This window comes from Secundilactobacillus hailunensis (assembly GCF_005405185.1).
Lineage (GTDB): Bacteria > Bacillota > Bacilli > Lactobacillales > Lactobacillaceae > Secundilactobacillus > Secundilactobacillus hailunensis.
The window spans coordinates 1-23,361 of the sequence record NZ_BJDO01000039.1; the positions used below are offsets into that span (position 1 = coordinate 1).

26 protein-coding genes and 1 other annotated feature are annotated in these 23,361 nt (G+C 46.3%); of the genes, 9 read left to right on the forward strand and 17 right to left on the reverse strand.

Annotated features, from left to right (window positions below; all coding sequences use genetic code 11):
• Positions 1-205: 205 nt before the first annotated feature.
• The 13 genes from FFM73_RS09470 to hisJ form a co-directional block, all read right to left on the reverse strand.
• Complete coding sequence (locus tag FFM73_RS09470) at positions 206-1,300, reverse strand: PTS sugar transporter subunit IIC (RefSeq protein ID WP_137631516.1); 1,095 nt, start codon at positions 1,298-1,300, stop codon at positions 206-208.
• Positions 1,301-1,495: 195 nt separating this feature from the next.
• Positions 1,496-2,365 (reverse strand): helix-turn-helix transcriptional regulator, encoded by an 870-nt coding sequence (locus FFM73_RS09475; protein ID WP_137631517.1) that lies wholly within the window; start codon positions 2,363-2,365, stop codon positions 1,496-1,498.
• 199 nt (positions 2,366-2,564) lie between these two features.
• Positions 2,565-3,638 (reverse strand): histidinol-phosphate transaminase, encoded by a 1,074-nt coding sequence (gene hisC, locus FFM73_RS09480; protein WP_137631518.1) that lies wholly within the window; start codon positions 3,636-3,638, stop codon positions 2,565-2,567.
• Between the two features lie 10 nt (positions 3,639-3,648).
• Positions 3,649-3,969 (reverse strand): phosphoribosyl-ATP diphosphatase, encoded by a 321-nt coding sequence (hisE, locus tag FFM73_RS09485; protein ID WP_054656448.1) that lies wholly within the window; start codon positions 3,967-3,969, stop codon positions 3,649-3,651.
• 1 nt (position 3,970) lies between these two features.
• Entirely contained in the window at positions 3,971-4,312 is a 342-nt protein-coding gene (hisI, locus tag FFM73_RS09490; protein ID WP_137631519.1) for a phosphoribosyl-AMP cyclohydrolase, read from the reverse strand.
• Positions 4,309-5,067: an imidazole glycerol phosphate synthase subunit HisF gene (gene hisF / locus FFM73_RS09495; protein WP_137631520.1), complete on the reverse strand. Its 759-nt coding sequence runs from the start codon at positions 5,065-5,067 to the stop codon at positions 4,309-4,311. The genes hisI and hisF overlap by 4 nt, the downstream gene beginning before the upstream one ends.
• Positions 5,057-5,785, reverse strand: coding sequence for a 1-(5-phosphoribosyl)-5-[(5-phosphoribosylamino)methylideneamino]imidazole-4-carboxamide isomerase (hisA, locus tag FFM73_RS09500; RefSeq protein WP_137631521.1), 729 nt, complete (start codon positions 5,783-5,785; stop codon positions 5,057-5,059). The genes hisF and hisA overlap by 11 nt, the downstream gene beginning before the upstream one ends.
• Positions 5,763-6,389 carry an imidazole glycerol phosphate synthase subunit HisH gene (hisH, locus tag FFM73_RS09505; RefSeq protein ID WP_137631522.1) on the reverse strand — a complete coding sequence of 209 codons (627 nt, stop codon included), beginning with the start codon at positions 6,387-6,389 and terminating at the stop codon, positions 5,763-5,765. The genes hisA and hisH overlap by 23 nt, the downstream gene beginning before the upstream one ends.
• Entirely contained in the window at positions 6,389-6,973 is a 585-nt protein-coding gene (hisB, locus tag FFM73_RS09510) for an imidazoleglycerol-phosphate dehydratase HisB (RefSeq protein ID WP_054656445.1), read from the reverse strand. Before hisB ends, hisH begins: the two co-directional genes overlap by 1 nt.
• Positions 6,974-6,984: 11 nt before the next feature.
• Positions 6,985-8,265 carry a histidinol dehydrogenase gene (gene hisD, locus FFM73_RS09515; RefSeq protein WP_137631523.1) on the reverse strand — a complete coding sequence of 427 codons (1,281 nt, stop codon included), beginning with the start codon at positions 8,263-8,265 and terminating at the stop codon, positions 6,985-6,987.
• Positions 8,265-8,903: an ATP phosphoribosyltransferase gene (gene hisG, locus FFM73_RS09520; protein ID WP_089137330.1), complete on the reverse strand. Its 639-nt coding sequence runs from the start codon at positions 8,901-8,903 to the stop codon at positions 8,265-8,267. The genes hisD and hisG overlap by 1 nt, the downstream gene beginning before the upstream one ends.
• Positions 8,904-10,049, reverse strand: coding sequence for an ATP phosphoribosyltransferase regulatory subunit (locus FFM73_RS09525; RefSeq protein WP_306418832.1), 1,146 nt, complete (start codon positions 10,047-10,049; stop codon positions 8,904-8,906).
• A 54-nt stretch (positions 10,050-10,103) separates the two neighbouring features.
• Positions 10,104-10,362, reverse strand: a binding site (T-box leader).
• A gap of 151 nt (positions 10,363-10,513) precedes the next feature.
• On the reverse strand, positions 10,514-11,350 hold the full coding sequence (gene hisJ / locus FFM73_RS09530; protein ID WP_137631524.1) for a histidinol-phosphatase HisJ: 837 nt from the start codon (positions 11,348-11,350) through the stop codon (positions 10,514-10,516).
• A 198-nt stretch (positions 11,351-11,548) separates the two neighbouring features.
• On the opposite strand from hisJ, the gene FFM73_RS09535 reads away from it, so the two are divergent.
• Positions 11,549-12,643, forward strand: coding sequence for a DmpA family aminopeptidase (locus tag FFM73_RS09535; RefSeq protein ID WP_137631525.1), 1,095 nt, complete (start codon positions 11,549-11,551; stop codon positions 12,641-12,643).
• On the opposite strand, the gene FFM73_RS09540 is transcribed toward FFM73_RS09535, so the two are convergent.
• From FFM73_RS09540 to FFM73_RS09550, 3 genes are read right to left on the reverse strand one after another with little or no spacing between them, the layout of a single operon-like run.
• Positions 12,640-13,440 carry a C39 family peptidase gene (locus FFM73_RS09540; RefSeq protein WP_137631526.1) on the reverse strand — a complete coding sequence of 267 codons (801 nt, stop codon included), beginning with the start codon at positions 13,438-13,440 and terminating at the stop codon, positions 12,640-12,642. The two genes, FFM73_RS09535 and FFM73_RS09540, sit on opposite strands and share 4 nt — an antisense overlap.
• Positions 13,425-13,892 (reverse strand): NUDIX hydrolase, encoded by a 468-nt coding sequence (locus FFM73_RS09545; protein ID WP_137631527.1) that lies wholly within the window; start codon positions 13,890-13,892, stop codon positions 13,425-13,427. The genes FFM73_RS09540 and FFM73_RS09545 overlap by 16 nt, the downstream gene beginning before the upstream one ends.
• Positions 13,893-13,935: 43 nt before the next feature.
• Positions 13,936-14,649 carry a response regulator transcription factor gene (locus FFM73_RS09550; protein WP_171001267.1) on the reverse strand — a complete coding sequence of 238 codons (714 nt, stop codon included), beginning with the start codon at positions 14,647-14,649 and terminating at the stop codon, positions 13,936-13,938.
• A 196-nt stretch (positions 14,650-14,845) separates the two neighbouring features.
• Here FFM73_RS09550 and FFM73_RS09555 point away from each other — a divergent pair, with 196 nt between their 5' ends.
• From FFM73_RS09555 to phoU, 6 genes are all read left to right on the forward strand, one after another.
• Positions 14,846-15,748 (forward strand): phosphate ABC transporter substrate-binding protein PstS family protein, encoded by a 903-nt coding sequence (locus tag FFM73_RS09555; RefSeq protein ID WP_137631529.1) that lies wholly within the window; start codon positions 14,846-14,848, stop codon positions 15,746-15,748.
• A gap of 169 nt (positions 15,749-15,917) precedes the next feature.
• Positions 15,918-16,841, forward strand: coding sequence for a phosphate ABC transporter permease subunit PstC (pstC, locus tag FFM73_RS09560; RefSeq protein WP_137631530.1), 924 nt, complete (start codon positions 15,918-15,920; stop codon positions 16,839-16,841).
• Positions 16,838-17,725 carry a phosphate ABC transporter permease PstA gene (gene pstA, locus FFM73_RS09565; protein WP_089137324.1) on the forward strand — a complete coding sequence of 296 codons (888 nt, stop codon included), beginning with the start codon at positions 16,838-16,840 and terminating at the stop codon, positions 17,723-17,725. The genes pstC and pstA overlap by 4 nt, the downstream gene beginning before the upstream one ends.
• Positions 17,726-17,732: 7 nt before the next feature.
• Positions 17,733-18,533: a phosphate ABC transporter ATP-binding protein PstB gene (gene pstB, locus FFM73_RS09570; protein WP_137631531.1), complete on the forward strand. Its 801-nt coding sequence runs from the start codon at positions 17,733-17,735 to the stop codon at positions 18,531-18,533.
• Positions 18,534-18,549: 16 nt separating this feature from the next.
• The gene (gene pstB, locus FFM73_RS09575) at positions 18,550-19,305 is read left to right on the forward strand and encodes a phosphate ABC transporter ATP-binding protein PstB (protein ID WP_137631532.1); all 756 of its coding nucleotides are present in this window, start codon (positions 18,550-18,552) and stop codon (positions 19,303-19,305) included.
• Positions 19,306-19,320: 15 nt separating this feature from the next.
• The gene (phoU, locus tag FFM73_RS09580; protein ID WP_137631533.1) at positions 19,321-19,998 is read left to right on the forward strand and encodes a phosphate signaling complex protein PhoU; all 678 of its coding nucleotides are present in this window, start codon (positions 19,321-19,323) and stop codon (positions 19,996-19,998) included.
• 71 nt (positions 19,999-20,069) lie between these two features.
• Here the strand turns inward: phoU and FFM73_RS09585 are convergent, their stop codons facing one another.
• Positions 20,070-20,966: a LysR family transcriptional regulator gene (locus FFM73_RS09585; RefSeq protein ID WP_171001268.1), complete on the reverse strand. Its 897-nt coding sequence runs from the start codon at positions 20,964-20,966 to the stop codon at positions 20,070-20,072.
• Between the two features lie 193 nt (positions 20,967-21,159).
• Between FFM73_RS09585 and FFM73_RS09590 the strand changes: the two genes are divergently transcribed.
• Together FFM73_RS09590 and FFM73_RS09595 are read left to right on the forward strand one after the other, a co-directional pair.
• Positions 21,160-22,611 (forward strand): FAD-binding protein, encoded by a 1,452-nt coding sequence (locus FFM73_RS09590; RefSeq protein ID WP_137631535.1) that lies wholly within the window; start codon positions 21,160-21,162, stop codon positions 22,609-22,611.
• Between the two features lie 232 nt (positions 22,612-22,843).
• Positions 22,844-23,044: a cold-shock protein gene (locus FFM73_RS09595; protein ID WP_054656437.1), complete on the forward strand. Its 201-nt coding sequence runs from the start codon at positions 22,844-22,846 to the stop codon at positions 23,042-23,044.
• Positions 23,045-23,361: the final 317 nt, after the last annotated feature.

Sequence of the window (23,361 nt, forward strand, 5' to 3'; positions counted from 1 at the left end):
AAGTATAACGCCTGGGAGACTAGGTGTCCTTTTTTTGCAAAAAAACAGGCCTAAGTTTCTCAGTGTTGAACTTAATCAACACTAAAAAGCTTAGACCCGTTAAAAGCCGCATATCACAATCGATATGCGGCTTTTATCTATGCCTTTACTACTTTATAAAATATACCAAGTAATATCCTAATTTTACATATTATTATTCTAACAGTTAAACGATTTCCAAATGGAGCTGTTCGTTAGCACCCCAGTTAAGACCCAATAGTACCCGATAGACCACGAGTGAAATAACTGCGGGAGCTAAGACGGCCATTACCATGTAGGCAATAAACATGGGCATACTGCTTGAAGCCAAGTTGATTGGCGCAATCAAGGAGTTCAGGCCTAAGCCACCCAGCGTGTAGGGAACTTTGAAGCCGAAGAAAATCGTGGCAATTGGTGCGCAAACCCCTGCTGCAACAAACGATGGTAGTGCTAACCGCGGATTCTTTAATAGGTTAGGAAATTGCACTTTGGGTGTGATGACCCCCTGCGCGATGTTTGCGCCAATCTTATTTTGACGCCATGAGATGGCCGTGAAACCAACAAATTGTGCGGTGGTCCCAACTAAAGCGGCCCCAGCAGCCAGTGGTGATAGCATAACGGCCACTGACAACGCGGCTGAAGAAGCTGGTGTCATTAAAAACAGTGACCAGGCAAGTGATACGCAGATCGAACCAAGAACGGGGTTGACCTGCATCGATTGGGCGATAAACGCACTCATCCAGTTAAGAGCTGGCGTGGTGACACTGGCTAAGCCTAAACCAGCAATTGACCCCACCAGCGTCGCAGCCAATGGCACCAGCATCATATCAAGCGGTGTTTTCCCGGTTAAATACTTACCAACTAATACGGCAACTAATCCAGCAGCCACGGCACTGATTGGTTGACCAGTGGTAAAGATTCCTGAGTGGGCAGCTTCGACCATTTGATTTCCTGTTGCAGTGGCAGCGTGCATTGAAACGCTGGTAAAGTAAACGGCATTAGCGCCGACCGTTGACGAAATCATCGCGCTGAAGAGCACCAGCGTATTCACCTTCATTTGAGATGCAATCGCGGCACCAAACGCCGGCGCTAATAACCATTGAGCAATCGAACCAACCTGAAATAGCGCCGGCCAGTGAACAAAGTTAGCAATCGACTGGGCTAACAGACCAATCCCCAGCATGACCAAAACGGCATTGGAAACCCCGGCAGAAACTTTGTAGACGTAATCCATGACTGACATTTTCGCACTGTCAGCCGGTGTTGCTTGTGTATTCTCCATATGTATGACCTCTCTTTGCCATTGTTTATTAAAGCTATGTAGTAAAATGAGAAAATGATTAGATTTACTATGCTTACTATTTAAGCATTACTAGCTTACATCGTCAATACTTTTTCACAATATATTTTAATTTAATTTTAATCTAAAATAACGACCAGTTTCCTTATTCAGAAAACTGGTCGTTATTACTGGCAATTAATCGCGTTTAGCATTTTGGCGATATTTAGTTGGCGAAACCCCTGTATACTTTTTAAACGAAGTTGAGAAGTAATAAATATTTTGAAAACCCACATTCAGTGCAATGTCTTCCACAGAAGTCTCCGTGTTCAGCAACCATTGCGCCGCTTCTTCCATCCGGTACTGCATCAAAAATTCCGCTGGTGATAAACCAATCGTCTGCCGTAATACACGTACAATGTAATTTGGCCGCTCATCAAAGTGCTCACTTAAGGTAGCAGCGGTGATTTTCTTATTAAAATTCTTTTTAAGAAATCTTTGAATGGAAAGTGACATCTGCGTTAACTCATTTTTAGCATTATCCTGAGTCTGCAGGTAACTTAGTAGTTTAATAAAAATCTCTTGCGCTTCAAAAAATTGCTGAGAATTACAATTCAATTCTTTAGAGACCAACTGATCAACTAGCGGATACACGTTTTCAGGTTCTTCTACACCATGATACTGCATTAAAAACAGGGTTTGAACCGGTACTGGCGGGTGAAGCATCAGCGTGTCCATGGAATTCTTAGCCGGTGTTAAAGACGATTGAACGTGCCAATCACCAGCAACATAACCGTAGATCCAGTCTAATTCTACTGTCGCGCCTTCAGCCCACCACATGTATTTATGATACCCCGGAGTCATAATGAAGAGCTCACCGCTATTGATGTGCTGTTCCACGCCGTCTTGGACCATTACTAAGCGTCCTTGGCGTACAAAAGCAAATACAAAGTACTCCAAGTGAACCTGGTTCATCTTACCATCATCAGGTTTAAGTTCGACCCGGCGACCTTCAATAAAAGTCGGTAATGGCAGACAAGACAGCGAAATATATGCAGTCTGTGCCATGCTACGTCCTCCTAACAGCACTTGCTATCACTTGAATAGTTAAGTTGCCTAATCAAATTCTGATCTGTTCGGAACATCAATTCATTGATTTATAAATCTCAGCTTCTATTTTAACAATATCAGATACGTTATAACAACAAAAAAGTGTTACTAAATCCGGATTTTTTTGGGAATTAGTAACACTTATTTATAATAATTATTACTTAACAAATTCACGAATCAGTTTTTGAACCGCCTGGTTGTCAGCCGGCTTTCCAATCGTGATTCGTAACCAGTTAGGTCCAAGCCCAGTGCGCACGAGATAACCGTGTTTTAAAAGATACTGACTCAGTTCAGCCGCCTGGTCGACCTTAAAGAACACAAAGTTAGCCTGCGAAGGATAACTTAGTAGATTTAATTGCTTGAAAAAGGCCGCCCATTTTTGCCGTTCTTCAGCCACTACGGTAACCACCTTTTGAACGAATTGCTGATCAGAGTAAGCAGCAGAAGCAGCAATTTCAGCAAAGGTACTCAGGTTATAGGGTAATCTGACGGTTTGCAGCGTCTGCGCCAGTTGAGGATCCACCACCGCAAAGCCGACCCGAAAGTTAGCCAGACCATAAGCCTTCGAGAAGGTCCGTAAAACGATTAAATTAGTGAATTTTGACAGTAAATCAACCACTGATGCCGGTTTCTCGGCCGTCACAAAGTCAATGTAGGCTTCATCAACTACTACCGTAACCGACTTGGGGACCTTAGCCATAAATTCAGCAATTGCTTGATGTGAGACGTAGGTTCCCGTGGGGTTGTTGGGATTGCAGAGCCAGACCATTGCGGTTGCCGGCGTGATAGCTGCCAGCATGCCGTCTAGATCGGTCACCCCTGAACCATCGACTGGGACATTGACCATTTTGGCACCCTCAATTTCGGCATGCAACGCATACTCTGAAAAGGTGGGCTGCGTTAAGACGACCTCGTCACCAGGCGACAACAGTGTCCGAGACAACAATTGAATGATTTCGTCCAACCCATCACCGAAAACCAGCCCCTCTGGATCAACGTTCAAGCCAGTCGCAATCGCCTGCCGTAAGTCGGTGACTTCACTGTCCGGATAGCGGTTAGCATCTTTGACACCCCAGTCCAAAATCGCCTGGGCGACCTTAGGCGACGTGCCCCACTCATTTTCATTAGCGGACAGGCGAACCAGCTTGGTTAAACCCTGTTCCTGCTTCAACTCAGCAATCGTTTTTTCCGGAATGTAGGGCGTTAATTTAGCAATCGATTTTTTGACCATTGTCAGCCTCCTATAAGTCTTTAATATCCCGACGTTCCTTGGTTTTACTCATCAGGCCTTCACGTTCAGCTAATTCCTTCTTGACTTGATCAACGCTGATGCCGCGGTCAACCATGAGGACTAACACGTGATAAGCCAGATCGGCCAGCTCGTAAACAAATTCATCGTCGCTATCATTTTTAGCCGCGACGACAACTTCAGTAGACTCTTCGCCGACCTTCTTCAAGATCTTATCCAGACCCTTAGTAAATAAATAATCGGTGTATGAGCCTTCCTTAGGCTTATTTTTACGGTCTAAAATCAATTGGTACAGTTCATCTAAATCTTGCATTTTATTTGCCCCCTGCTGAATTTAATTCAATATTCCGGTAAAAGCAGCTCGTGTGCCCAGTATGACAAGCTGGACCGGCCGGATTTACCCGGACTAACAGCGTGTCTTCGTCACAGTCGATCTGCATCGACACAATATCTTGAGTATTGCCGCTGGTCATGCCCTTGTGCCACAGTTCTTGACGGCTGCGAGACCAAAACCAGGTCTGTTTGTCGGTTAGACTAAGCTGATAGCTTTTAGCGTTCATGTACGCCAGCATCAGCACTTGCTCAGTTTTATCATCCACCACGATGGTCGGCACGAGGCCATCCGGGTATTTATCAAAATCAGGTTTTAACGTCATCGTACTGTTACACCATCCTTTTTCAAGGCTGCCTTAACGTCTGGAATCGTTAGTTCACCAAAGTGAAATACGGAGGCAGCTAGGACCGCGTCAACGTTGGTTTGTTTAAAAACATCATTAAAGTCAGTGAGCTTGCCGCAACCACCGGAAGCGATGATCGGGACGTTCACGGCCGCGGTCAATTTTTGGTAGAGCGGAATATCAAACCCACTTTTGGTGCCGTCCTTATCCATGCTGGTCACCATCAGTTCACCGGCACCGGCTGCCACGCCCTGTTTCGCCCATTCGATGACGTCCAGATCAGTGGCTTGCCGGCCGCCGTTGACGTAAACGGTATACCGCTGTTTTGCGGAATCCCATTTACTATCAATGGCTAACACGATGCACTGGGCACCAAACTTCTCTGCGCCCTTTGAAATGAGTGAAGGATCACGAACCGCCTGGGAATTCACCGCGACTTTATCCGCACCGGCTTTCAGTAACCGCTGCATATCTGCCACGGTGTGAATGCCGCCGCCAACAGTCAGTGGCATAAACACCTGAGCCGCCACCTTTTCAATTGTATCAACGATGGCTGGTCGCTTTTCGTTAGTCGCCGTGATGTCCAAGAAGACCAGTTCGTCAGCGCCCTGTTTTTCATAGGCCGCAGCAATCGCTACTGGATCGCCAACGTCCGTTAAATGTACGAAGTTAACGCCCTTCTTGACCCGGCCGTGATCCACGTCCAGACACGGAATAATTCGTTTAGCCAGCATTGTCGGACACCTCCGCTAAGGTGCTTAATGGCAAATCACCAGTGGCCATTGCCCGGCCAACGATGGCGGACTTAATGCCAGCATCGGCTAACCGTTTTAAATCATCAACCGTGGTGACGCCACCGGAAGCAATCACTGCCGTCGTTGGGAAATCTCGTTGCAACTTAGCTAGTAACGTCACGTTAGGACCGCTTAACGTCCCGTCTTTATTGATATCTGTGACGACGAAGTTCACGATGCCGACCGCCACCATGGACGTCATTAACGAGCTCATTGAAACGTCGCTCTTTTCCAGCCAGCCGGCGATTGCGACCTTGCCATCTTGACCATCAATGCCAACGACGACTTGGTCATTGCCAAATTGATTTACGGCCGTTTGAACAAGCTTAGGATCCGTCAGTGCTACTGAGCCTAAAATAACTCGTGAAACCCCACTGGTGAGGTAACTATTGATCTGCGCTAACGTGCGAATACCGCCGCCGACTTCAACTTTGAGGTTAGTCTCAGCACAAATTTGTTTAATCAGGTCCCGGTTAACTGGCCGGCCGCTTTTAGCACCATCTAAATCAACTAGGTGCAGCCGCTTTAAGCCAGCTGTCTCAATTTGTTTCGCCTGTTTGACTGGGTCTTGATCGATCAATGTTGTTTGGTCAAAATCGCCTTGGTAAAGCCGGACACTCTGCTGATTTCTTAAATCAATTGCGGGAATAATTTCCATTAGTTACCACCTCCTTAAATTCAGCCAGACCGTTTAAGCCGATCCGACCGCTCTTTTCTGGGTGAAATTGCATACCGATCACGTTTTGATTACGCACGATACTGGGAATTTTAACGCCATAGTCACTCTCAGCCAAGATGTATTGCGGCTGCGTTTTGACATAGTACGAATGGACGAAGTAGGTCGCTTCCTGGTCGAATCCGTTAGCGATGGAATCAGTCTGCGTTACCTGGTTTTGGTCCCAGCCCATATGCGGCACTTTTACACCGAGATCATCCGGAATGGCAACGACCTCCCCCGGGATTAAGCCTAGGCCCGGCGTTTCGCCAAATTCAAAACTACGGTCAAATAATAACTGCATGCCTAGGCAAATACCTAGAATTGGTGTGCCAGCTTTAGCGGCCTGCTTGATTACTGGTATCAGTTGACGCTGCTTTAAAGCCTCCACGGCCTTGCCAAACGCCCCCACACCAGGGAGAATCAAGCCATCTGCATTGGCGATCACTGCAGGATCAGCCGACAGGGTATTTTGAATGTTGAGATAATCCATGGCTTTTTTGACGTTTCTAGTGTTCCCCGTGTCGTAATCAATAATCGCGATCATTAAATCACTCCTTTAGTCGATGGCACTCCTTTGATTTCTGGGTTGATGGTCACCGCTGCGCGCAGTGCCCGGCCCAGTGCCTTGAACAACGTTTCAATTTTGTGGTGGGTGTTACGGCCATACAGGACTTCCGCGTGCAGGTTCAATTCAGCGTTAAACGCAAAGGCCTGGAAGAAGTCTTCGGTGACCTCAGTATCGTAATCCCCTAATTTGGGATTCGTCAGTTCGGCCTTAAAGACTAGGTAACTGCGTCCTGACAAATCGATGACCACCCGACTCAACGTTTCATCTAGTGGAATCAAAGCCGAACCGAACCGCTCGATGCTGACCTTGTCACCTAGGGCCTGCTTCAAGGCCATTCCCAAGGCAATGCCGACATCTTCTGTGGTGTGGTGCGGATCCACGTTTAAATCACCGTGAGCCTTGACCACCAGGCCGAAGCGGCCGTGGCGGGCAAAGGCGTCCAGCATGTGATCCAGAAAGCCAATGCCGGTATCAATGCTGATCGTATCGTAGTTATCGAGATTCAAACTTAATTTAATTTGGGTTTCTTTCGTATTTCGTTCAATCGTTGCTTCTCTCATTATGTGCCCCCCTACTTAAACCGGGCTTCAACGGCACGGGCGTGGGCTTCAAGACCTTCAACTCGAGCTAACGTGGTAATCGCCTTTTCTTCCTTCTTTAAAGCAGCTCTAGAATAGGTCACAAACTGTGTCCGTTTAACAAAGTCGGAAACGCCCAGTGGTGAGAAGAACCGAGCAGTCCCGCCAGTTGGCAAAATGTGGTTAGGACCGGCCACGTAATCCCCAACGGGTTCGGAAGCGTTGTAACCGAAGAAGACGGAACCGGCATTCTTGATTTGGTTAAGATACTGCATGGCATCTTCCAGTTCGATCTCCAAGTGTTCTGGGGCAATGGCATTCATGACGGTAAAGGCTTCGTCAATGTCGTCAACCACGGCAATAAAGCCCTTGTTGGCAACCGCAGCACTGGCAATTTCTTTTCGTGGCAACGTCTGAACTTGACGGTCAATTTCATCGCTCACCGCTTCAGCAAACTTCTCACTAGGGGTGACCATCATTGGCCGGGCCATCTTATCGTGTTCAGCTTGAGAAAGCAGATCGGCAGCAACTTCTTTATAATTAGCCGTATCATCGGCAATCACACCAATTTCTGATGGGCCAGCGATCATATCGATTGAAACTTGACCGAAGACCTGCTTCTTGGCAACGGCCACGAAAATGTTACCTGGGCCGGTGATCTTATCCACTTTAGGAATGCTTTCAGTTCCGTATGCTAAAGCAGCAATCGCTTGGGCACCTCCGACTTGATAAACTTCATCAATGCCGGCAACCTTAGCGGCGGCCAAGACAGCTTGACCAATGCCATCTTTTTGTGGTGGTGTGACCATCACGATCTTGCCAACACCGGCTAACTTAGCGGGAATCACGTTCATCAAAATAGATGATGGGTAAGCAGCGGTACCACCTGGAACGTATAGACCAACCGCGGCTAATGGGGTAATCTTTTCGCCACGGACCACACCGGGCTGTTCAGCGTCCACGAAGCCGTTTTGAATCTCTTTTTTGTGGTAACTAATAATGTTGTTTTTAGCTAGATTCAATGCATCCAGCAGATCCTGATCAGCGTTTTTATAGGCGTTATCAATATCGGCTTGCGGCACCCGCAGGTCATCTAGCTCAACTTTATCGAATTTGCGACTGTATTCCTTGAGGGCTTTATCACCGTTTTTAATCACGTTAGCAATAATTTCTGAGACGGTAGCTTCAACTTCTGGCTGGTTAGCTTGCTGGTCAGTTTGACGATCGACTTGTTCGAGTAATTGGTCTAAAGTTTGGTTTTTTAAAATTTTCATTATGCATTCACTCCTAAATTAATTTTGGCTTGCTGTAAATTATCAACTAAGGTTCTAATTTCTGAATGGTACTGTTTTAAAGCTAACCGGTTCACTACCAATTGGGTGCTGACCGGCTGCAGTTCCGCGTAGACGTGCAAATTATTCTCGCGTAACGTAGTCCCAGTTTCCGTGATATCCACGATGGCATCCGCTAAGCCAATCAACGGTGCCAGCTCCACTGACCCTTCGATGCGAATGATTTCAACGTCTTCACCAATACTTTGAAAATAGCGCTTCGTGATGTTGGGATACTTGGTGGCAATAATCTTGCGGCGGACCTGCTGCGGATTGAAATCACTGGTGGAGGCAAGCACGAAGCGACATCGCCCAACGCCTAGATCTAACATGGCGTACTGGGGATTGCCCTGTTCAGCTAACACGTCGCTGCCCACAATACCAAGGTGCACGGACCCGTTATTGAGGTACGTGAGAACGTCAGGGCCTTTGACTAGGATCATCTGATACACCGGGTCTTCGTTGAAGATCAGCCGGCGCCCCTTATTGCGAACCCCGCTGCAATCGATTCCGCTGGCTTCCAGTAGGGGCACGACCTGCTGTTCCACGCGGCCCTTGGTTAACGCAATTTTGATTGGCATTTACTCACCTTCTTTCGTTAGATCCAGCAGCTGTTTGTTATTGCTGACCGCAATTCGGTTAGCTTCCTCACGACTATCCGCGAGGCACAACGTACTGTTGGGCGTTTCTTTTAGCACCTTTTCGGCTTCTGCCCATTGGTCTTGGTTGAAATAGATCAGGGTCTGCTTCGGGGCTTCAGGAAGCGGCACCCGATCCGCTAACGCATCAACGTCGAAAGCTAAACCAACGGCTGGTTCTTTGATCTGCTGGAAACTGGTCAGCAGGTCATCGTAGCGACCGCCGCTAAACAGGTAATCGGTCGCGTTTTGGGTATATCCCCGAAACGCCATGCCCGTGTAATAGGTCTGCGGTGACGGAATGCTGAGGTCGAGAACGACTTTTTGATCCGGCGCCATCCGCTTGATAAATTGTCGGATGACGTTTAAATTCTCGATCACGGTCTCGATCTGCGGAATTTTTGGCAGCCGCTTAACCACCTTCATCACCGTATCGAAATCACCGAATAACCACGGCCACTCACTGAGAAAGTCACCGAACGCTGTGTTCGCCAGTAATTTGGAAATCTGGTTGTAGACGGTGAGATTCTTATCAAACAAGGCTTGTTTCAGCGCAATTTTGGTTGGTTCGGGTACCGGCAACGCAGCTAGCACCCCTTCTACGAAACGGGCATCACTGAGTTCCAAGGTCATTTCTTCGATCCCCGTGGTCTGGCAGCCGGCCAGCGCGATGGTCAAGCATTCCAGTTCCCCTTTAATGCCACCGTAACCGACCAGTTCAATGCCAGCTTGCGTTACCTGGTTGTAACTGCCGGATAATTGCTTTTTGACCCGGAAAACATCACCGCCGTAATACCATTTAGCAGGTAACTCAACGCCGGTGGTACTCATCATCCGGGCAACTGGCAGGGTCAAGTCTGGCCGTAACACCAACGCCTCCCCCTGTTCGTCCAGTAATTGGTAAGGCCGGTAATTAGCCAGATTCAACGGTTTAAACACATCGGCATATTCAAGAATTGGGGTTGTTAATTTAGTGAAACCACGTTGCTTAAAGATTGAAAAAAGCTGGGTGGAAATGGTTTCCTTAACGGCCGCTCGCGGACCAAATTCGTCCCGGGTACCATTGGGTAAATTTCGATTTTTAATCATGCTGTTCTCCTTTCTGATAAACAAAAAAGTCCTCGCAAACTAACTTAGTTAGTTTACGAGGACGATTAAATCGCGGTTCCACCTCATTTTGTCGCCACCTCACGATGACGGCCTTACGTTGCCAGTAACTAGTCGTTGGGCACAGCCCAAGAACAGTTAAGGTAACCCTGATAACGCTAAACATGCGGAGCGGCTTACTTCATTCAGCCGATCAGTTCATAGAGGTGTTTCGTTGTCCCAATCACCCGGTTTCCATCAACCCAAGCTCTCTTCACATTGGTAGCCAACTACTTTTTCTAATCACAACTTATTTTGTCATTCAGTTTTAATGGTTGTATATAATTTAACACCAAAATCTAATTTGTCAACGCTATTTTTAATTAATTTTACGATTAGCTAGGCTCTTTATCTGCTTTAATCCCAGTGCAACGGCATTTTTTGGCTAAAAAGCTTTTCATCATTTTTTAATTAATCAGATCCATCAACGTGTGATAACCGTGGCCGACTTCTTTGATACTGTGCGCATCGCTACCGTAAACCAATGGAATGTCCATTTGCTGCGCTTGTTTCAGAATTGGCAGATCCGGATACGTTTCGTTGCAAAATTCTTTGTAAAGACCAGCTGCATTATAATCCAGCTCACGGTCCTGCTGCTTAATCGCCTGCAATAACGTTGTGATGGATTGCTGCGTCTGCTCATCATAGGCTTGGGGCAAGCCAAAATAATCCTGAAACTTTTTGATCAGCGTGATGTGGCCAATCCGTTTAGGCGCACACTGCCCCAAATCAGCGGTGACCGCTTCAGTCACGGCGTTAAAGTATTGGCGGTACAGCGCTTGACCATCCGCTGCCGGTGTTAACAATCCCCGTTTAAAGTCCTCAAGGGTGTCATCAACGCACCAAAACTGATTGTCAGTCCCCTGCATAAAGTGAACTGACAGCACGTTGTCCGTCGTCTGTGGGCCATACTCATTCAAAAAGTCGCGCGTCCACTGGACATGATGGGGCAAAAAATCCACTTCAAAGCCAACGTTAATGTGAATTTGAGCGCCATATTTAGCCTGCATCTGGTGAATCTTTTTAAAATAAGCTGGCAGATCACTCATTGCCATTGAGGCTTCGGTATACCCCGTCTCTGCTCCTGCGTACTCCTGCCTAAAGGCTAGTGGCAACGGTGCGTGTTCAGTGACGCTGTAGCTTTTAAAGCCCAGCCGAATGGCCTTTTGGATCATTAGTTCCACGTCATCACCACTGCCATGAGGACAAAATTCGGTGTGTGAATGTCCATCTTGCTTTAGCATGAAATTCCCCCTTAGGATTAATTGTTCTAGTTGTAACATATTCTGGACTGAATGTTGCTGCTTCATCAGCTTAAATCACTTAAATGATTTGATACTTCTCATCAAACGATGCGCAACTCCATGCATAATTGCTATAATGAATTTGATTATCTCATCTTTTTATCATTTTTACTTACGCAATATGAGGAGGAAAAATCTGTGGGACTTACAAAACCTTTTTTAGATACCATCAGTACTGACTCAACTCGTGGCCCATTAAATCTGATTACCGATGTGCCGGGCGTTTCAGTTGGTCAAACAACGTTTAATAGTGGCACCCATCACACGGGAATCACCGTCGTTAAACCCACCAGCGATAACGTGTTTTTGAACAAATTACCGGCAGCCGCGCACGTGATCAACGGCTTTGGCAAGAGTACCGGTCTGGTTCAGATCAACGAGCTGGGCACCTTGGAAACCCCTATCGTTCTAACCAATACCTTTGCCGTGGGTACCGCCGAAACCGCGCTGGCAGAAGCGATGATGGCCGAAAATCCGGCGATTGGTGATACGACCAGTACGGTCAATCCCGTCATCATGGAATGTAATGACGGTGACATCAACGATATTCGTGACGTTTTTATCACTCAGAAAGATGTTTTAAACACCTTGCATCAGACTAGCCAAACGGTGGCTGAAGGTACCGTTGGCGCGGGCGTGGGCATGAGCTGCTATGATCTAAAAGGCGGCATCGGCTCTGCTAGCCGGGTCATCACTATTGACGGCAAATCCTTCACAATGGGCGCGTTGGTCCTGTCCAACTATGGCTTTTTGCGTGACCTCAACATCTACAACGTCCCCGTTGGCGAAAAATTAGCCGCTGACAAGGCTGAAAAAAAGCAAAAAGAAAAGGGCAGTATCGTGACTGTCTTAGCAACCGATATTCCCTTTAATTCACGTCAATTAACCCGTATCGCCAAGCGTGCCAGCGTCGGTATCACGCGCACTGGCGCCTTCATTGGTAACGGCAGCGGTGAGATCGTCTTAGCCTTCTCAACAGCTAACCGCGTTGCCCACTACCCGAAAACCGAGCTGACCGCGCAAACCGCAATTACTGATGATAAAATTGACCGCTACTTTCGGATGACCGTTTCAGTGGTGGAAGAAGCCATTTTAAGTGTCTTAACTCACGCCACGACGGTCACTGATCGTAAGGGTAATCCCCGTTTAAGCCTTCATAATGCGCTGCAGGCTTATCAAGCCGAACATGCCGACCCAGAAATTGCGCGCTTACAGGCTCAGTTAGGCATCTAGCCAATTTCTACTGCCCACAGACGCGCATCATAGGCTTGTTTAAAACGCGTCAAACTCAGCCAGTAACGCCCATCGATGGGATCTGAAACGTGCAGGAGCTCGCCAAAAAAGCCATCAACTAGCACTGCATGATTGTTACGCAGTGCTTTACCAAACGAATATTGTGCCCATTGCGGCGCTTCAAAGCCCACGGTGACGTATGCCACCACGGGCTTTTTTTGTTGTACTGACACCGATAGCTGATCAGCTGCTAAACCACTCAAATCGCGAACCGGTGCATATTCTTGCGCCCATGCGATGAGCGGTTTCGGAAAAATTGCTTCAAAGTGGCCGGCAACATCTTGATCAGGTTCCCCGCCAAAGCCGTGATATGGATTATAATCAGTAGCTCGCGGCATTTGTTTTAAAAAACTTAAATAATCAAATTGAGTAGCATGCTGTTTTAAATGCAGTCCTTCCAGTAACGCCGCTGGTTCACAGCCGTTGGGCATTTGCCACCAATTTTGATTGATATTCTCTGCACCCAGATTAACCGGCTGCTGACCGTCTTTTAGCGCTGCCCGCCATAGTTCGGGGTCGGTGGTCACGGCATTTTTCAAAATGTAGCGTCCGTCTCGCAACTGATAAAGATGTTCACCGTGTTCATCCGTCAGCTCTTGGCTAAGGTCAACCGTCGTCAAAGCGGTTACCTCGGCTATTTGCTGGTTATCAGCATCCACAATTGCGGTATGATCTTCAATCACCAAGCCTTGTTTTTGTTGCGGTTGATGCGGTGCTAATGCTAATTGGCCTGCCATGAATTCACCTCATCGATAACGGCTTGAACCATTTTGTTAGATTGCCCATTAAACAACGTTGGTATCTTATCCAGATCAAAGTATTTGACCCGTTTGGTTTCATTGGTGACGTGATCCAACGGCTTTCCGCCAACCTGACGGACTAAGTACAGTGCTGTGATCAGCTGTGTCTGATCACCGTTGGGATAGGTGTAAAAATCCTTGTCAAAAAACTTGATCAGCTTAACGGGCTCAACTTTAATCCCGGCGTCTTCAAGATACTCACGCTGACAAGTCTCAGCAAAACTGGCACCAAATTCCATGTAGCCACCTGGAAAACTCCAGCCACCTGTATCCGCCCGTTCCTGTAGCAATAAGCGGTGCTGATCATCTAATAACGCACCAGCAGCGGTGTTTAAGATCATGGGCCGATGTCCCACTAACGCGCGCATTTCATGAATATAGTCTGCCATAAAACCATCCTTTCAACATCAAAATTCAATTTTATTATAGCAGTTACTCAATACTGATGTCCCCTTCAGCCAGGTTTTTAAAGATGTAGCCAAATCCGCGCACCGTTTTTAAACATCGGGGGTTCTTTGAATCGGCCTCAATTAATTTACGTAACTTACTAATGTGCGAATCAATTGCCCGCATGGTCGAATCCCGCCCGTTGCGCCAGACCCCTTCAGCAATCTGGGCACGGGTCAAAACGATATTTTCGTGCTGCATAAAAAAAACCAGCATCCGAAAATCAACGGGCCCCATCGTTAACCGTTTACCATTGACCGTCACCCGGTAGTGCTGAAAATCAACTTTCAGTTGGCCGGTATTTAAAACTTCCCGACTTTCTTCTTGGGGCTGGTAGTACCGCCAAATTTTCTGCTGAATTCGGGCATGCAGTTCGCGGTTAGCCATTTCGACCGATAGTAGTTCATCAAAGTGAAACCGTTCAAACACATCATAGAGCATCGTGGCTTCCAGCCGTTTATGATGAATGGCCAGCATGGGGCCACGAAACTGCTGCCGCATTAGGATCAGTGTTTCGACCCTGTGACCTAAAGCCAAAAAATGATCCAGATCGATGATAATTAAGGTTTGATTGTCACGGTTTAATAAGAAGTCTGGTAAATAAGTCGAACTGCTGATGACTTGCCAATCGGTCATGATCTGCTTCAGTCGCTTTAAGAGATTAGCGTTATCACTAATCAGTAAAATACTTCTTTCCATGAGGCTTCCTCTTTTCATTTCGGTTGTTACAATAGTTATCCCACGTTTCTCCGTCTAGCAAAACCCATTTTACATAATCTTTACACGACCTATACATTACCTTTACGTAGGCGTTCTATACTGATTTTGTACTTAGGAACCGAACGTTTCTGACGACAGTTTCTGGGACACAATACTTTCAAAGGGGAAAATGCTCATGCACAAAAAAACATTAATTTCCACTCTCGTTGCATTCAGTCTTGCTGGTTTACTTTTAGGGGGCTGCAGTTCCAATTCGTCAAGCAAGAAATCCAGTAGCTCAAGTGATACCAAAGCAGCCAAGGTCACTAAGATCACTGCCGTGGGGTCAACCGCCCTTCAGCCACTGGTTGAACAGGCTGCTCAGGACTATCAAGCATCGAATAAGGACGTGAACCTGACCGTTCAAGGCGGCGGTTCAGGTACTGGACTAAGCCAAGTTCAACAAGGGGCCGTTCAAATTGGAAACTCTGATATTTTTGCAGAACAGTCATCCGGTATTAAAGCTAAGCAACTCGTAGATCATAAGGTTGCCGTAGTCGGTATGACCCCGGTAGTAAACCCACAAACGGGTGTCAAGAACGTCTCAATGGCGCAATTACGCGATATCTTCACTGGTAAGATCACTAACTGGCAACAAGTTGGCGGCAAAAACCAAAAGATTTCTGTTATCAACCGTGCCCAAGGTTCTGGTACCCGAGCAACCTTTGAGTCAGCGGTTCTAGAAGGCAAAAAAGCCGTTACTTCTCAAGAACAAGATTCCAATGGGACCGTTCAAAAATTAGTTTCAACAACGCCTGGTGCCATCAGCTACCTCGCCTTTTCTTACGTCAATGATAAGGTTAACGCCCTTTCAATCAACAACGTCAAACCAACTGACGCTAACGTGACCGACAACAAGTGGACGATCTGGTCATACGAACATATGTATACTAAGGGACAACCTGACAAAGCAACGCAAGGTTTCTTAAAGTACATGAACTCCGGTAAGGTTCAAGGCAGTTTAGTCAACAAGCTTGGCTACATCAGCATTCATGACATGAAAGTTACTAAGAACGCTAAAAACGTTGTTGCCAAATAATTAAAGTTAACACCTAAATCAAAAGTAACCCCATTACCCCAATAAATAGGCGGAAAATCAAGCGATCATTAGTGATCCTTGATTTTCCGCTTATCTATCGAAGTACCAGCAAAAATGCCGAAATTTTTACTGGCGTTAAGTCATTTAATCTTATGGGAGGGATTTAAGCATGGATGATATTCAAAAAAAACTAGCATTGCCATCCAAAGCGTCTCGTGAAGATATCATCGGCCGGATCGTTAGTTACTCCTGCATTGCGGCCATTATTATCTTGGTGATCAGCATCCTGTATTTTATTACCTCACGTGGTCTGGCAACGTTTTTAACTGACCACGTGAATTTATGGCAGTTTCTAACTGGTAAGGACTGGAACCCTGGTTCATTAAACGCTCAGGGAAAACCGCAAGTCGGCGCACTGCCCATGATTGTGACTTCCTTTAGTGTCACGATCCTATCCGCCTTAGTTGCCACCCCATTTGCTATTGCAGTGGCCTTATTCATGACAGATATTGCGCCTAAGAGCGGCACGAAATTCCTCCAGCCGGTCATTGAACTATTAGTTGGGATTCCTTCCGTGGTCTATGGCTTTATTGGCCTAACCGTGGTCGTGCCCGTCATCCGTAACCTCTTTGGTGGTACCGGTGCCGGTATTTTAGCCGGAACCATTGTTTTGTTCGTCATGGTGTTACCCACAATCACTTCATTAGCCGTTGATGCACTACGAGCGGTTCCCGCTTATTTTCGATCAGCTTCCCTGGCGTTAGGTGCCACCCGATTTCAAACCATTTATAAGGTCCTGCTTCGGGCTGCTATGCCCCGGTTACTCACCGCCGTTATCTTCGGCATGGCCCGAGCTTTCGGTGAAGCCTTAGCCGTTCAAATGGTGATTGGTAACGCCGTTTTGATGCCACATAACCTGATCACCCCAACTTCTACATTAACCAGCCAACTCACTACTAATATTGGGAATACCATTATGGGCACCTTACCCAATAACGCACTGTGGTCGTTAGCTTTGATCTTGTTATTAATGTCCTTAGTATTCAACCTACTAGTTCGCTACATCGGAAAGCGAGGCGAAATTAAATCATGACTCCCAATCAAACTGACCGTCTCGCTACGAGGTTCATTCAATTTTTGGTTTTAATCGTAGTCTTGATCTTACTATTTTTATTGGGCGACATTATTATCAGTGGTCTACCCCACATTAGTTGGCATTTTCTAACGTCACCAGCCAGTTCTTTCAGCGCTGGCGGTGGTATTCGTGACCAACTTTTCAATTCACTTTATCTTTTGGTTTTAACACTGATCATTTCGTTCCCACTGGCGCTGGGTTCCGCGATTTATCTATCAGAATATGCCGGCGATAATTGGTTCACCAGTCTGATTCGAACCGCGATTGAAGTGCTGAGTTCATTACCTTCAGTAGTAGTCGGTTTATTTGGCTACCTGCTGTTCGTGATCGAATTTCACCTGGGATTTTCCATTCTATCCGGTGCGATTGCGCTGACCTTCTTCAATCTACCGCTCCTAATTCGAAGCATTGAGGGTTCCTTACATGCCGTTCCTAATAGTCAGCGTGAAGCCGGCATCGCACTGGGACTCTCCAATTGGCGAACGATTCGCGGAATCCTCCTGCCAATGGCCCTGCCAGGGATCTTGACCGGGATTATCCTGAGTGCCGGCCGAATCTTTGGGGAAGCTGCCGCGCTGATCTATACGGCGGGACAAAGCGCGCCGATATTAGATTATACGAATTGGAATCCCACTGCCAGCAGCAGCTTTCTGAACCCCATGCGACCGGCCGAAACCTTAGCCGTTCATATTTGGAAAGTCAATACTGAGGGGGTCACTCCCGATGCTGTTAGTATTTCAGCTGGGTCATCCGCCGTTTTAATTATCATCATCCTGCTGTTTAACTTCGGTGCCCGCGCAATTGGTAACCGGATGTATAAGAAAATGACTGGAGGAAAGTGAGGCGCTCATGCAAGTTTATGATCTAAATAAAAATCATATCGTCACACCACCCGGAGAGATTGCATTATCCACTAACCAGCTGCAGGTGAACTACGGCAACAGTAAACAGGCTTCCATGGTCGATGCCAGCCTGAGCTTTCCGCGCTTCCAGATCACCGCGTTGATTGGTGCTTCTGGCTCCGGCAAGTCAACCTACCTGCGTTCGTTAAACCGGATGAATGACCGAATTGCGACTGTTCACGGTGAGATCATGTACCATAACACGAATATTAATAGTCCTAAAGTTAACGTTTATGAAGTCCGCAAACACATTGGAATGGTCTTTCAAAAACCCAACCCCTTTGCAAAATCAATCACTGAAAATATCACGTTTGCGCTCAAAGCTGCCGGCATCACGAACCGGCAAGAATTACGCCAGCGCGTTGAAACCAGTTTAAAAGAAGCTGCATTGTGGGATGAAGTCAAAGATGACCTGAACAAAAGTGCTTTGGCCCTGTCTGGTGGGCAGCAGCAACGCCTTTGTATTGCCCGTTCAATCGCCATGAAACCAGACATTCTATTATTGGACGAACCCGCTAGTGCCTTGGATCCCATTTCCACGGCTAAGCTGGAAGTGACCCTTAAAGAACTGGCCAAAAATTACACCATCATTATCGTGACTCACAATATGCAGCAAGCTTCTCGAGTAAGTTCCTACACGGCCTTTTTTCATCTGGGTCACGTCATCGAATATGACCAAACGGAAACAATTTTTCAAACCCCTAACATTCAAGCTACCCATGATTACGTTACGGGTAACTTCGGTTAAGAAAGGAGCTGACACAATGCCTGCAATTCTTCAGACCAAGAACGTTCACCTCTCCTATGGGAGTAAAGAGGCCCTTCACGGGATTGATCTCGACTTTGATGATCACAGTATCACCGCACTAATTGGCCCATCAGGCTGCGGTAAATCCACGTTTCTAAGGTGCTTAAACCGGATGAACGACCTCATTGCTAACACGACGATCACTGGCAATTTTCAATTTCACGGACAGGATCTATACGCCCCAACAACTAATTTAGTCGAATTACGCAAACAAATTGGCATGGTGTTCCAGCAGCCCAATCCCTTCCCGTTCTCAGTCTACGAAAACGTCACTTACGGCTTAAAACTAGCTGGTCATCACGATCGCAAATTTCTGGACGAGCAGGTTGAACGGGCATTAAAACAAGCCGCCGTCTGGGATGAGGTCAAAGACAATCTGAACAAAAGTGCCATGGCATTTTCCGGTGGACAGCAGCAACGAATCTGCATTGCGCGGTTATTGGCGGTTCAGCCAGATATCATCTTACTGGATGAACCCACTAGCGCCCTCGATCCGATTTCCAGCGCCCAAATTGAAGAAACGCTCATTACACTAAAAAAAGATTATTGCATCATCATTGTCACCCATAATCTGCAGCAAGCTTCACGAATAGCAGACCGAACCGCTTTTATGTTAAATGGCAACCTCGTTGAATATGACCTTACCAGCAAGATGTTCACTCAGCCTGCCAAGCAGGATACCAGTGATTATCTCAACGGCAAATTTGGTTAGGAGTGAACAAATCAGATGAATAATATTTTTACCACTGAACTCAAAAAGCTCTACACGGTCTTCACTGAAATGGGTAACGCGGTCAGCGACCAGATCAAGCAAGCCACTGAATCCTATGTTAACCACGACAAAGCCGCCGCTCAAGCATTAGTGCAGCAGGATCAATCCATCAACTCTAATGAAGTTGACCTGGAAAAACAAGCGCTCACTTTGATGACCCTGCAGCAGCCGGTAGCAGATGACTTCCGCAATGTCATTACCATTTTAAAAGCCAGTTCGGACCTAGAACGAATTGGCGATCACGCCACCGGGATTGCTTTGGAAACGATTCGGGTCAAAGGCTTGCAGCGCAACGAAGAAGTTGAAGCCAAAATTACATCATTGACTAAAACGATTCGCAGTATGCTGACTGAAGCATTGACGGCCTTACAGGCTATCGACACGCCACAAGCTCAAACCGTTGCTGAACAGGACCAAGAAGTAGACGCTCAGTTCGATGAAATCCGGCATACGATTACGAAAGCCATTCAGGACGACCCAGCTGTAGCTGAAGCCGGTACAAGTTATTTGATGGTCACCAAACTATTAGAACGCATTGGTGACCGCATCGTTAATTTAGCTGAAGAGATGGTTTATAATCAAACCGGCGAAATCGTTGAATTGAATCAAGGTCGGTTACATCCTAACGAATAGGTAACTAACGAATGTCATAAACAGGGCCATGCACTTCTACCAGCGGAAGTGCATGGCCCTTTTGCGTACGCCTATAAAGCATTTTCTAAGTAGGTCACTAAATCAAGGACTTGATCGTCAGCCGTTTTAAGATAAGTGACCGTTTCGGACAGTTTCAAAAAGTTCTTTGGTAAGGTCATTAAATTATACTCACCATCTGGCAAAGCCGCTGCAGCAATTTCGGCTGTAGTAATCGTGGTCGATCCCGTGACCCGACTTACTGCCCGTACCGCGGCTTGGGGTGACGGCACTTGAAACTGACGACGCATTTTAAACGTTTTAAACTCCAAATCAATATACTGCTGCGTATTCGAATTATCGGTGAAGCCGATGTACGAATAATCCTCCATTTTGCGAATGAGCTGATGATTTAACGGGATAATTCTTTGCGCTGGCTCATAATTACTATCGTGCTTAGAAAACAGCAGGTACAGTTCTGGTGATCTCACCGCCTGATTGATCAGTTCTTTTTGATTATAACGAGGCCCAATCGATAGATCACAAATGTGATTAACCAAATCATCAGCCACCGAAGCCGTTGGTACAAACCGAACTGCCATCTTCAAATCAGGATGTTCAGTAATATAAGTCGTCAATACCCGATCCGCGTGCATTAAAATAAACGGATTATTGATAATCACCGTAATTCCACGGGAATCCAGCTGTTGTTCCCGACGAATATTTTCTTCCAGTAGCTGATTGGCATTTAAGACTCGATGCAGGTCTCGTAACATCGTCTGACCTGCTGATGTCAGCATGATGGGATGGGTCTTACGGATCACCAGTTGCACATGATAATGCTGTTCACTTTCGCGCAATACCTTACTGACATATGGCTGACTCAAATACAGCTCATGGGCGATATCTAAAATCGTATTAGCCTGTCCCACAGCCCTTAATATATTAAACAACACTTGCTCATTATTCATTGATAGTCGCCTCTTCATTATTTCTATTTGGTTATATTCTACTCTAAAATAACTATTGGTAATTTATGTAAAGCCGACTTACTTTGTATTTACAGGCTATTATCATATTGCCATTGCACGTGATTTATATCAATTAAGTTATATCACAGTGGTAGGTGATATTAGCAATTTAATCATTGAAGAGGGCTTTAAAATGAAATGGGATGCACAGTACGATGTGATTGTTTTAGGTTTTGGCGGTGCCGGTGCAACGGCTGCACGTTTTGCGGCTGATAAAGGCGCCCACGTACTCTTAGTGGATGCGGCTCCAGCTGGGGCTGAAGGCGGCAACACCCGTTACGCCAAGCAGCAAATTGCCACTGGTCAAAACCAAACTGAATTAATGACCTATTTTAGTCAACTAGCCGGTTCATACTCAATTCCGGTTAAAATGTTACAAAAATACGTCTCTAAACTCGTCACCATGCCGGAATATCTCAAACGATATTTAGACATTGATATTACCGGTTCAGATCAGGATCGAGTTCACGGTGACTTTGCAGACTATCCCGAATTTGACGGTCATGAAATACTAACAGGCATATCGATTCAACAACAGCCGCAAGATTCAACCCTTTGGCAGCTATTGCGCGCCAAGGTACTAGAACGTTCGCAACAAATTGATATTTGGCTGAATTCTCGAGCGCAAAAGCTGGTTTATAACCCCGCCACGAAATTAGTTGAGGGCGTGGCGATCGTTCATCAAAATCAATTAGAGCACGTTTCAGCTCGTCATGGCGTGGTTTTAGCAACGGGCGGTTTCCAAGCTAACCCACAAATGGTACAAGACTTTTTACACCTTTCAGCGTTAAAGCCACTGGGAACGCAATTTGACCGTGGCGACGGTATTCGACTGGCTGAAGGCGTTGGTGCAAGATTATGGCATATGAGTACCTATGAAGCTGGCAACGTCTTAGGTGGCTTGACGATTGCCGCCAACACCGATCAGCAACTGGCAATACTGACTGATACCGCGCTGCTTAATCATGGTGCTACCTGCGTGGTTGCCGAAGATGGCACCCGCTTCTTTGATGAAGCCCAGCCTACCCGTCATGGCTATCTTTACCAGCATGGTAACTGGGTAATGCCACAGCGTGTTAATCGAGCTTATCTGATCTTTGATCGACCACAATACGACGCTTTCAAACAACAAGGCCACCTTTCAAGTGATCCATCGTATTTGATCAGAGCTGAAACCCTACCAGAATTGGCTGAAAAAATTCAAGTTTCAGCTGCTAATTTAAAACAGACGGTTCAAGACTTTAATCACTTTGCTGAAACTGGCCGCGACTATACTACCGGCAGAGATACCCAAACCATGTGGGCGTTTGACGTCGGCCCTGGTGGTTTCTTCGCTATTCAGCTGACTAATGATATTGTCACTACACAAGGTGGCCCGCAACGTAATGAACACTGCCAAGTTATAAACGTCAACAATCAGCCCATTGGCCATCTCTTTAGCGCTGGCACCCTGGGTAGCATGATCGTCAACCGGTATCAAACAGGTACTAACCTTGCTGAATGTCTGATCTCAGGTAAAATTGCGGGTGAAAATGCTGCTACTGCTTCGGACTTGGTTGCAGCCAGTGAAAATAAAGCACAATAAAATATGATGGTGCAAACTGCTTTGGGAGTAAGGGCTACGCGTCACAACTAAAAAGAGTTTTCAATTAACCGGGTGGAAGGCCTTGCTATTCCGACCAATAGCTGGTAAGCTTGTAACTAATGTATTTAATACTTCGAAATTTTGGTACGACGTTCGTGAGAATGACTTCCCCGATTTCTAAAGTTTCAGATACACAAATTTATTGCGCTATGCGCTCGGAGGTTTCATTCTTATGGAACAAGGTACTGTTAAATGGTTCAACGGCGACAAGGGTTATGGCTTTATCACTTTGGAAAACGGCTCAGACGTTTTCGTTCACTTCTCAGCAATCAATGCTGAAGGTTACAAGACTCTTGAAGAAGGTCAACATGTAACCTTAGACGTAGAACAAGGCGACCGCGGCCCACAAGCAGCCAACGTTACTGTTGCTTAATTCGTTTAAGTAATTTAAAAGAACTCATCTATTGGTGGGTTCTTTTTTATTGTCTAAATTTAAAAACGAACTGATGGGAACCCCTACTTGGAGTTTCAGTCAGCTCGTTATTTTTATCTCGTCGAAACGTGTTCAACAAAGCAGAGACCTATATGTAAAGGGCAGTTAGTAAAAATCCAAGTTCGGGATTTTCACCAGCTCGTTGCCCTTACCTAGTCGAAATATACTAAGATAAGGGAGTCAAAATGCGACGGTATTTTGGCTCCTTTTTTGATACATTGAGGATGGGACAAAAGGTCGCGAACGCGTTGGGCAAA

Bases quoted from the DNA above. Each gene is read 5' to 3' on its own strand.
- FFM73_RS09470 (WP_137631516.1), bottom strand. From the start codon at position 1,300: ATGGAGAATACACAAGCAACACCGGCTGACAGTGCGAAAATGTCAGTC.
- FFM73_RS09475 (WP_137631517.1), bottom strand. From the start codon at position 2,365: ATGGCACAGACTGCATATATTTCGCTGTCTTGTCTGCCATTACCGACT.
- hisC (WP_137631518.1), bottom strand. From the start codon at position 3,638: ATGGTCAAAAAATCGATTGCTAAATTAACGCCCTACATTCCGGAAAAA.
- hisE (WP_054656448.1), bottom strand. From the start codon at position 3,969: ATGCAAGATTTAGATGAACTGTACCAATTGATTTTAGACCGTAAAAAT.
- hisI (WP_137631519.1), bottom strand. From the start codon at position 4,312: ATGACGTTAAAACCTGATTTTGATAAATACCCGGATGGCCTCGTGCCG.
- hisF (WP_137631520.1), bottom strand. From the start codon at position 5,067: ATGCTGGCTAAACGAATTATTCCGTGTCTGGACGTGGATCACGGCCGG.
- hisA (WP_137631521.1), bottom strand. From the start codon at position 5,785: ATGGAAATTATTCCCGCAATTGATTTAAGAAATCAGCAGAGTGTCCGG.
- hisH (WP_137631522.1), bottom strand. From the start codon at position 6,389: ATGATCGCGATTATTGATTACGACACGGGGAACACTAGAAACGTCAAA.
- hisB (WP_054656445.1), bottom strand. From the start codon at position 6,973: ATGAGAGAAGCAACGATTGAACGAAATACGAAAGAAACCCAAATTAAA.
- hisD (WP_137631523.1), bottom strand. From the start codon at position 8,265: ATGAAAATTTTAAAAAACCAAACTTTAGACCAATTACTCGAACAAGTC.
- hisG (WP_089137330.1), bottom strand. From the start codon at position 8,903: ATGCCAATCAAAATTGCGTTAACCAAGGGCCGCGTGGAACAGCAGGTC.
- FFM73_RS09525 (WP_306418832.1), bottom strand. From the start codon at position 10,049: ATGATTAAAAATCGAAATTTACCCAATGGTACCCGGGACGAATTTGGT.
- hisJ (WP_137631524.1), bottom strand. From the start codon at position 11,350: ATGCTAAAGCAAGATGGACATTCACACACCGAATTTTGTCCTCATGGC.
- FFM73_RS09540 (WP_137631526.1), bottom strand. From the start codon at position 13,440: ATGGCAGGCCAATTAGCATTAGCACCGCATCAACCGCAACAAAAACAA.
- FFM73_RS09545 (WP_137631527.1), bottom strand. From the start codon at position 13,892: ATGGCAGACTATATTCATGAAATGCGCGCGTTAGTGGGACATCGGCCC.
- FFM73_RS09550 (WP_171001267.1), bottom strand. From the start codon at position 14,649: ATGGAAAGAAGTATTTTACTGATTAGTGATAACGCTAATCTCTTAAAG.
- FFM73_RS09555 (WP_137631529.1), top strand. From the start codon at position 14,846: ATGCACAAAAAAACATTAATTTCCACTCTCGTTGCATTCAGTCTTGCT.
- pstC (WP_137631530.1), top strand. From the start codon at position 15,918: ATGGATGATATTCAAAAAAAACTAGCATTGCCATCCAAAGCGTCTCGT.
- pstA (WP_089137324.1), top strand. From the start codon at position 16,838: ATGACTCCCAATCAAACTGACCGTCTCGCTACGAGGTTCATTCAATTT.
- pstB (WP_137631531.1), top strand. From the start codon at position 17,733: ATGCAAGTTTATGATCTAAATAAAAATCATATCGTCACACCACCCGGA.
- pstB (WP_137631532.1), top strand. From the start codon at position 18,550: ATGCCTGCAATTCTTCAGACCAAGAACGTTCACCTCTCCTATGGGAGT.
- phoU (WP_137631533.1), top strand. From the start codon at position 19,321: ATGAATAATATTTTTACCACTGAACTCAAAAAGCTCTACACGGTCTTC.
- FFM73_RS09585 (WP_171001268.1), bottom strand. From the start codon at position 20,966: ATGAATAATGAGCAAGTGTTGTTTAATATATTAAGGGCTGTGGGACAG.
- FFM73_RS09590 (WP_137631535.1), top strand. From the start codon at position 21,160: ATGAAATGGGATGCACAGTACGATGTGATTGTTTTAGGTTTTGGCGGT.
- FFM73_RS09595 (WP_054656437.1), top strand. From the start codon at position 22,844: ATGGAACAAGGTACTGTTAAATGGTTCAACGGCGACAAGGGTTATGGC.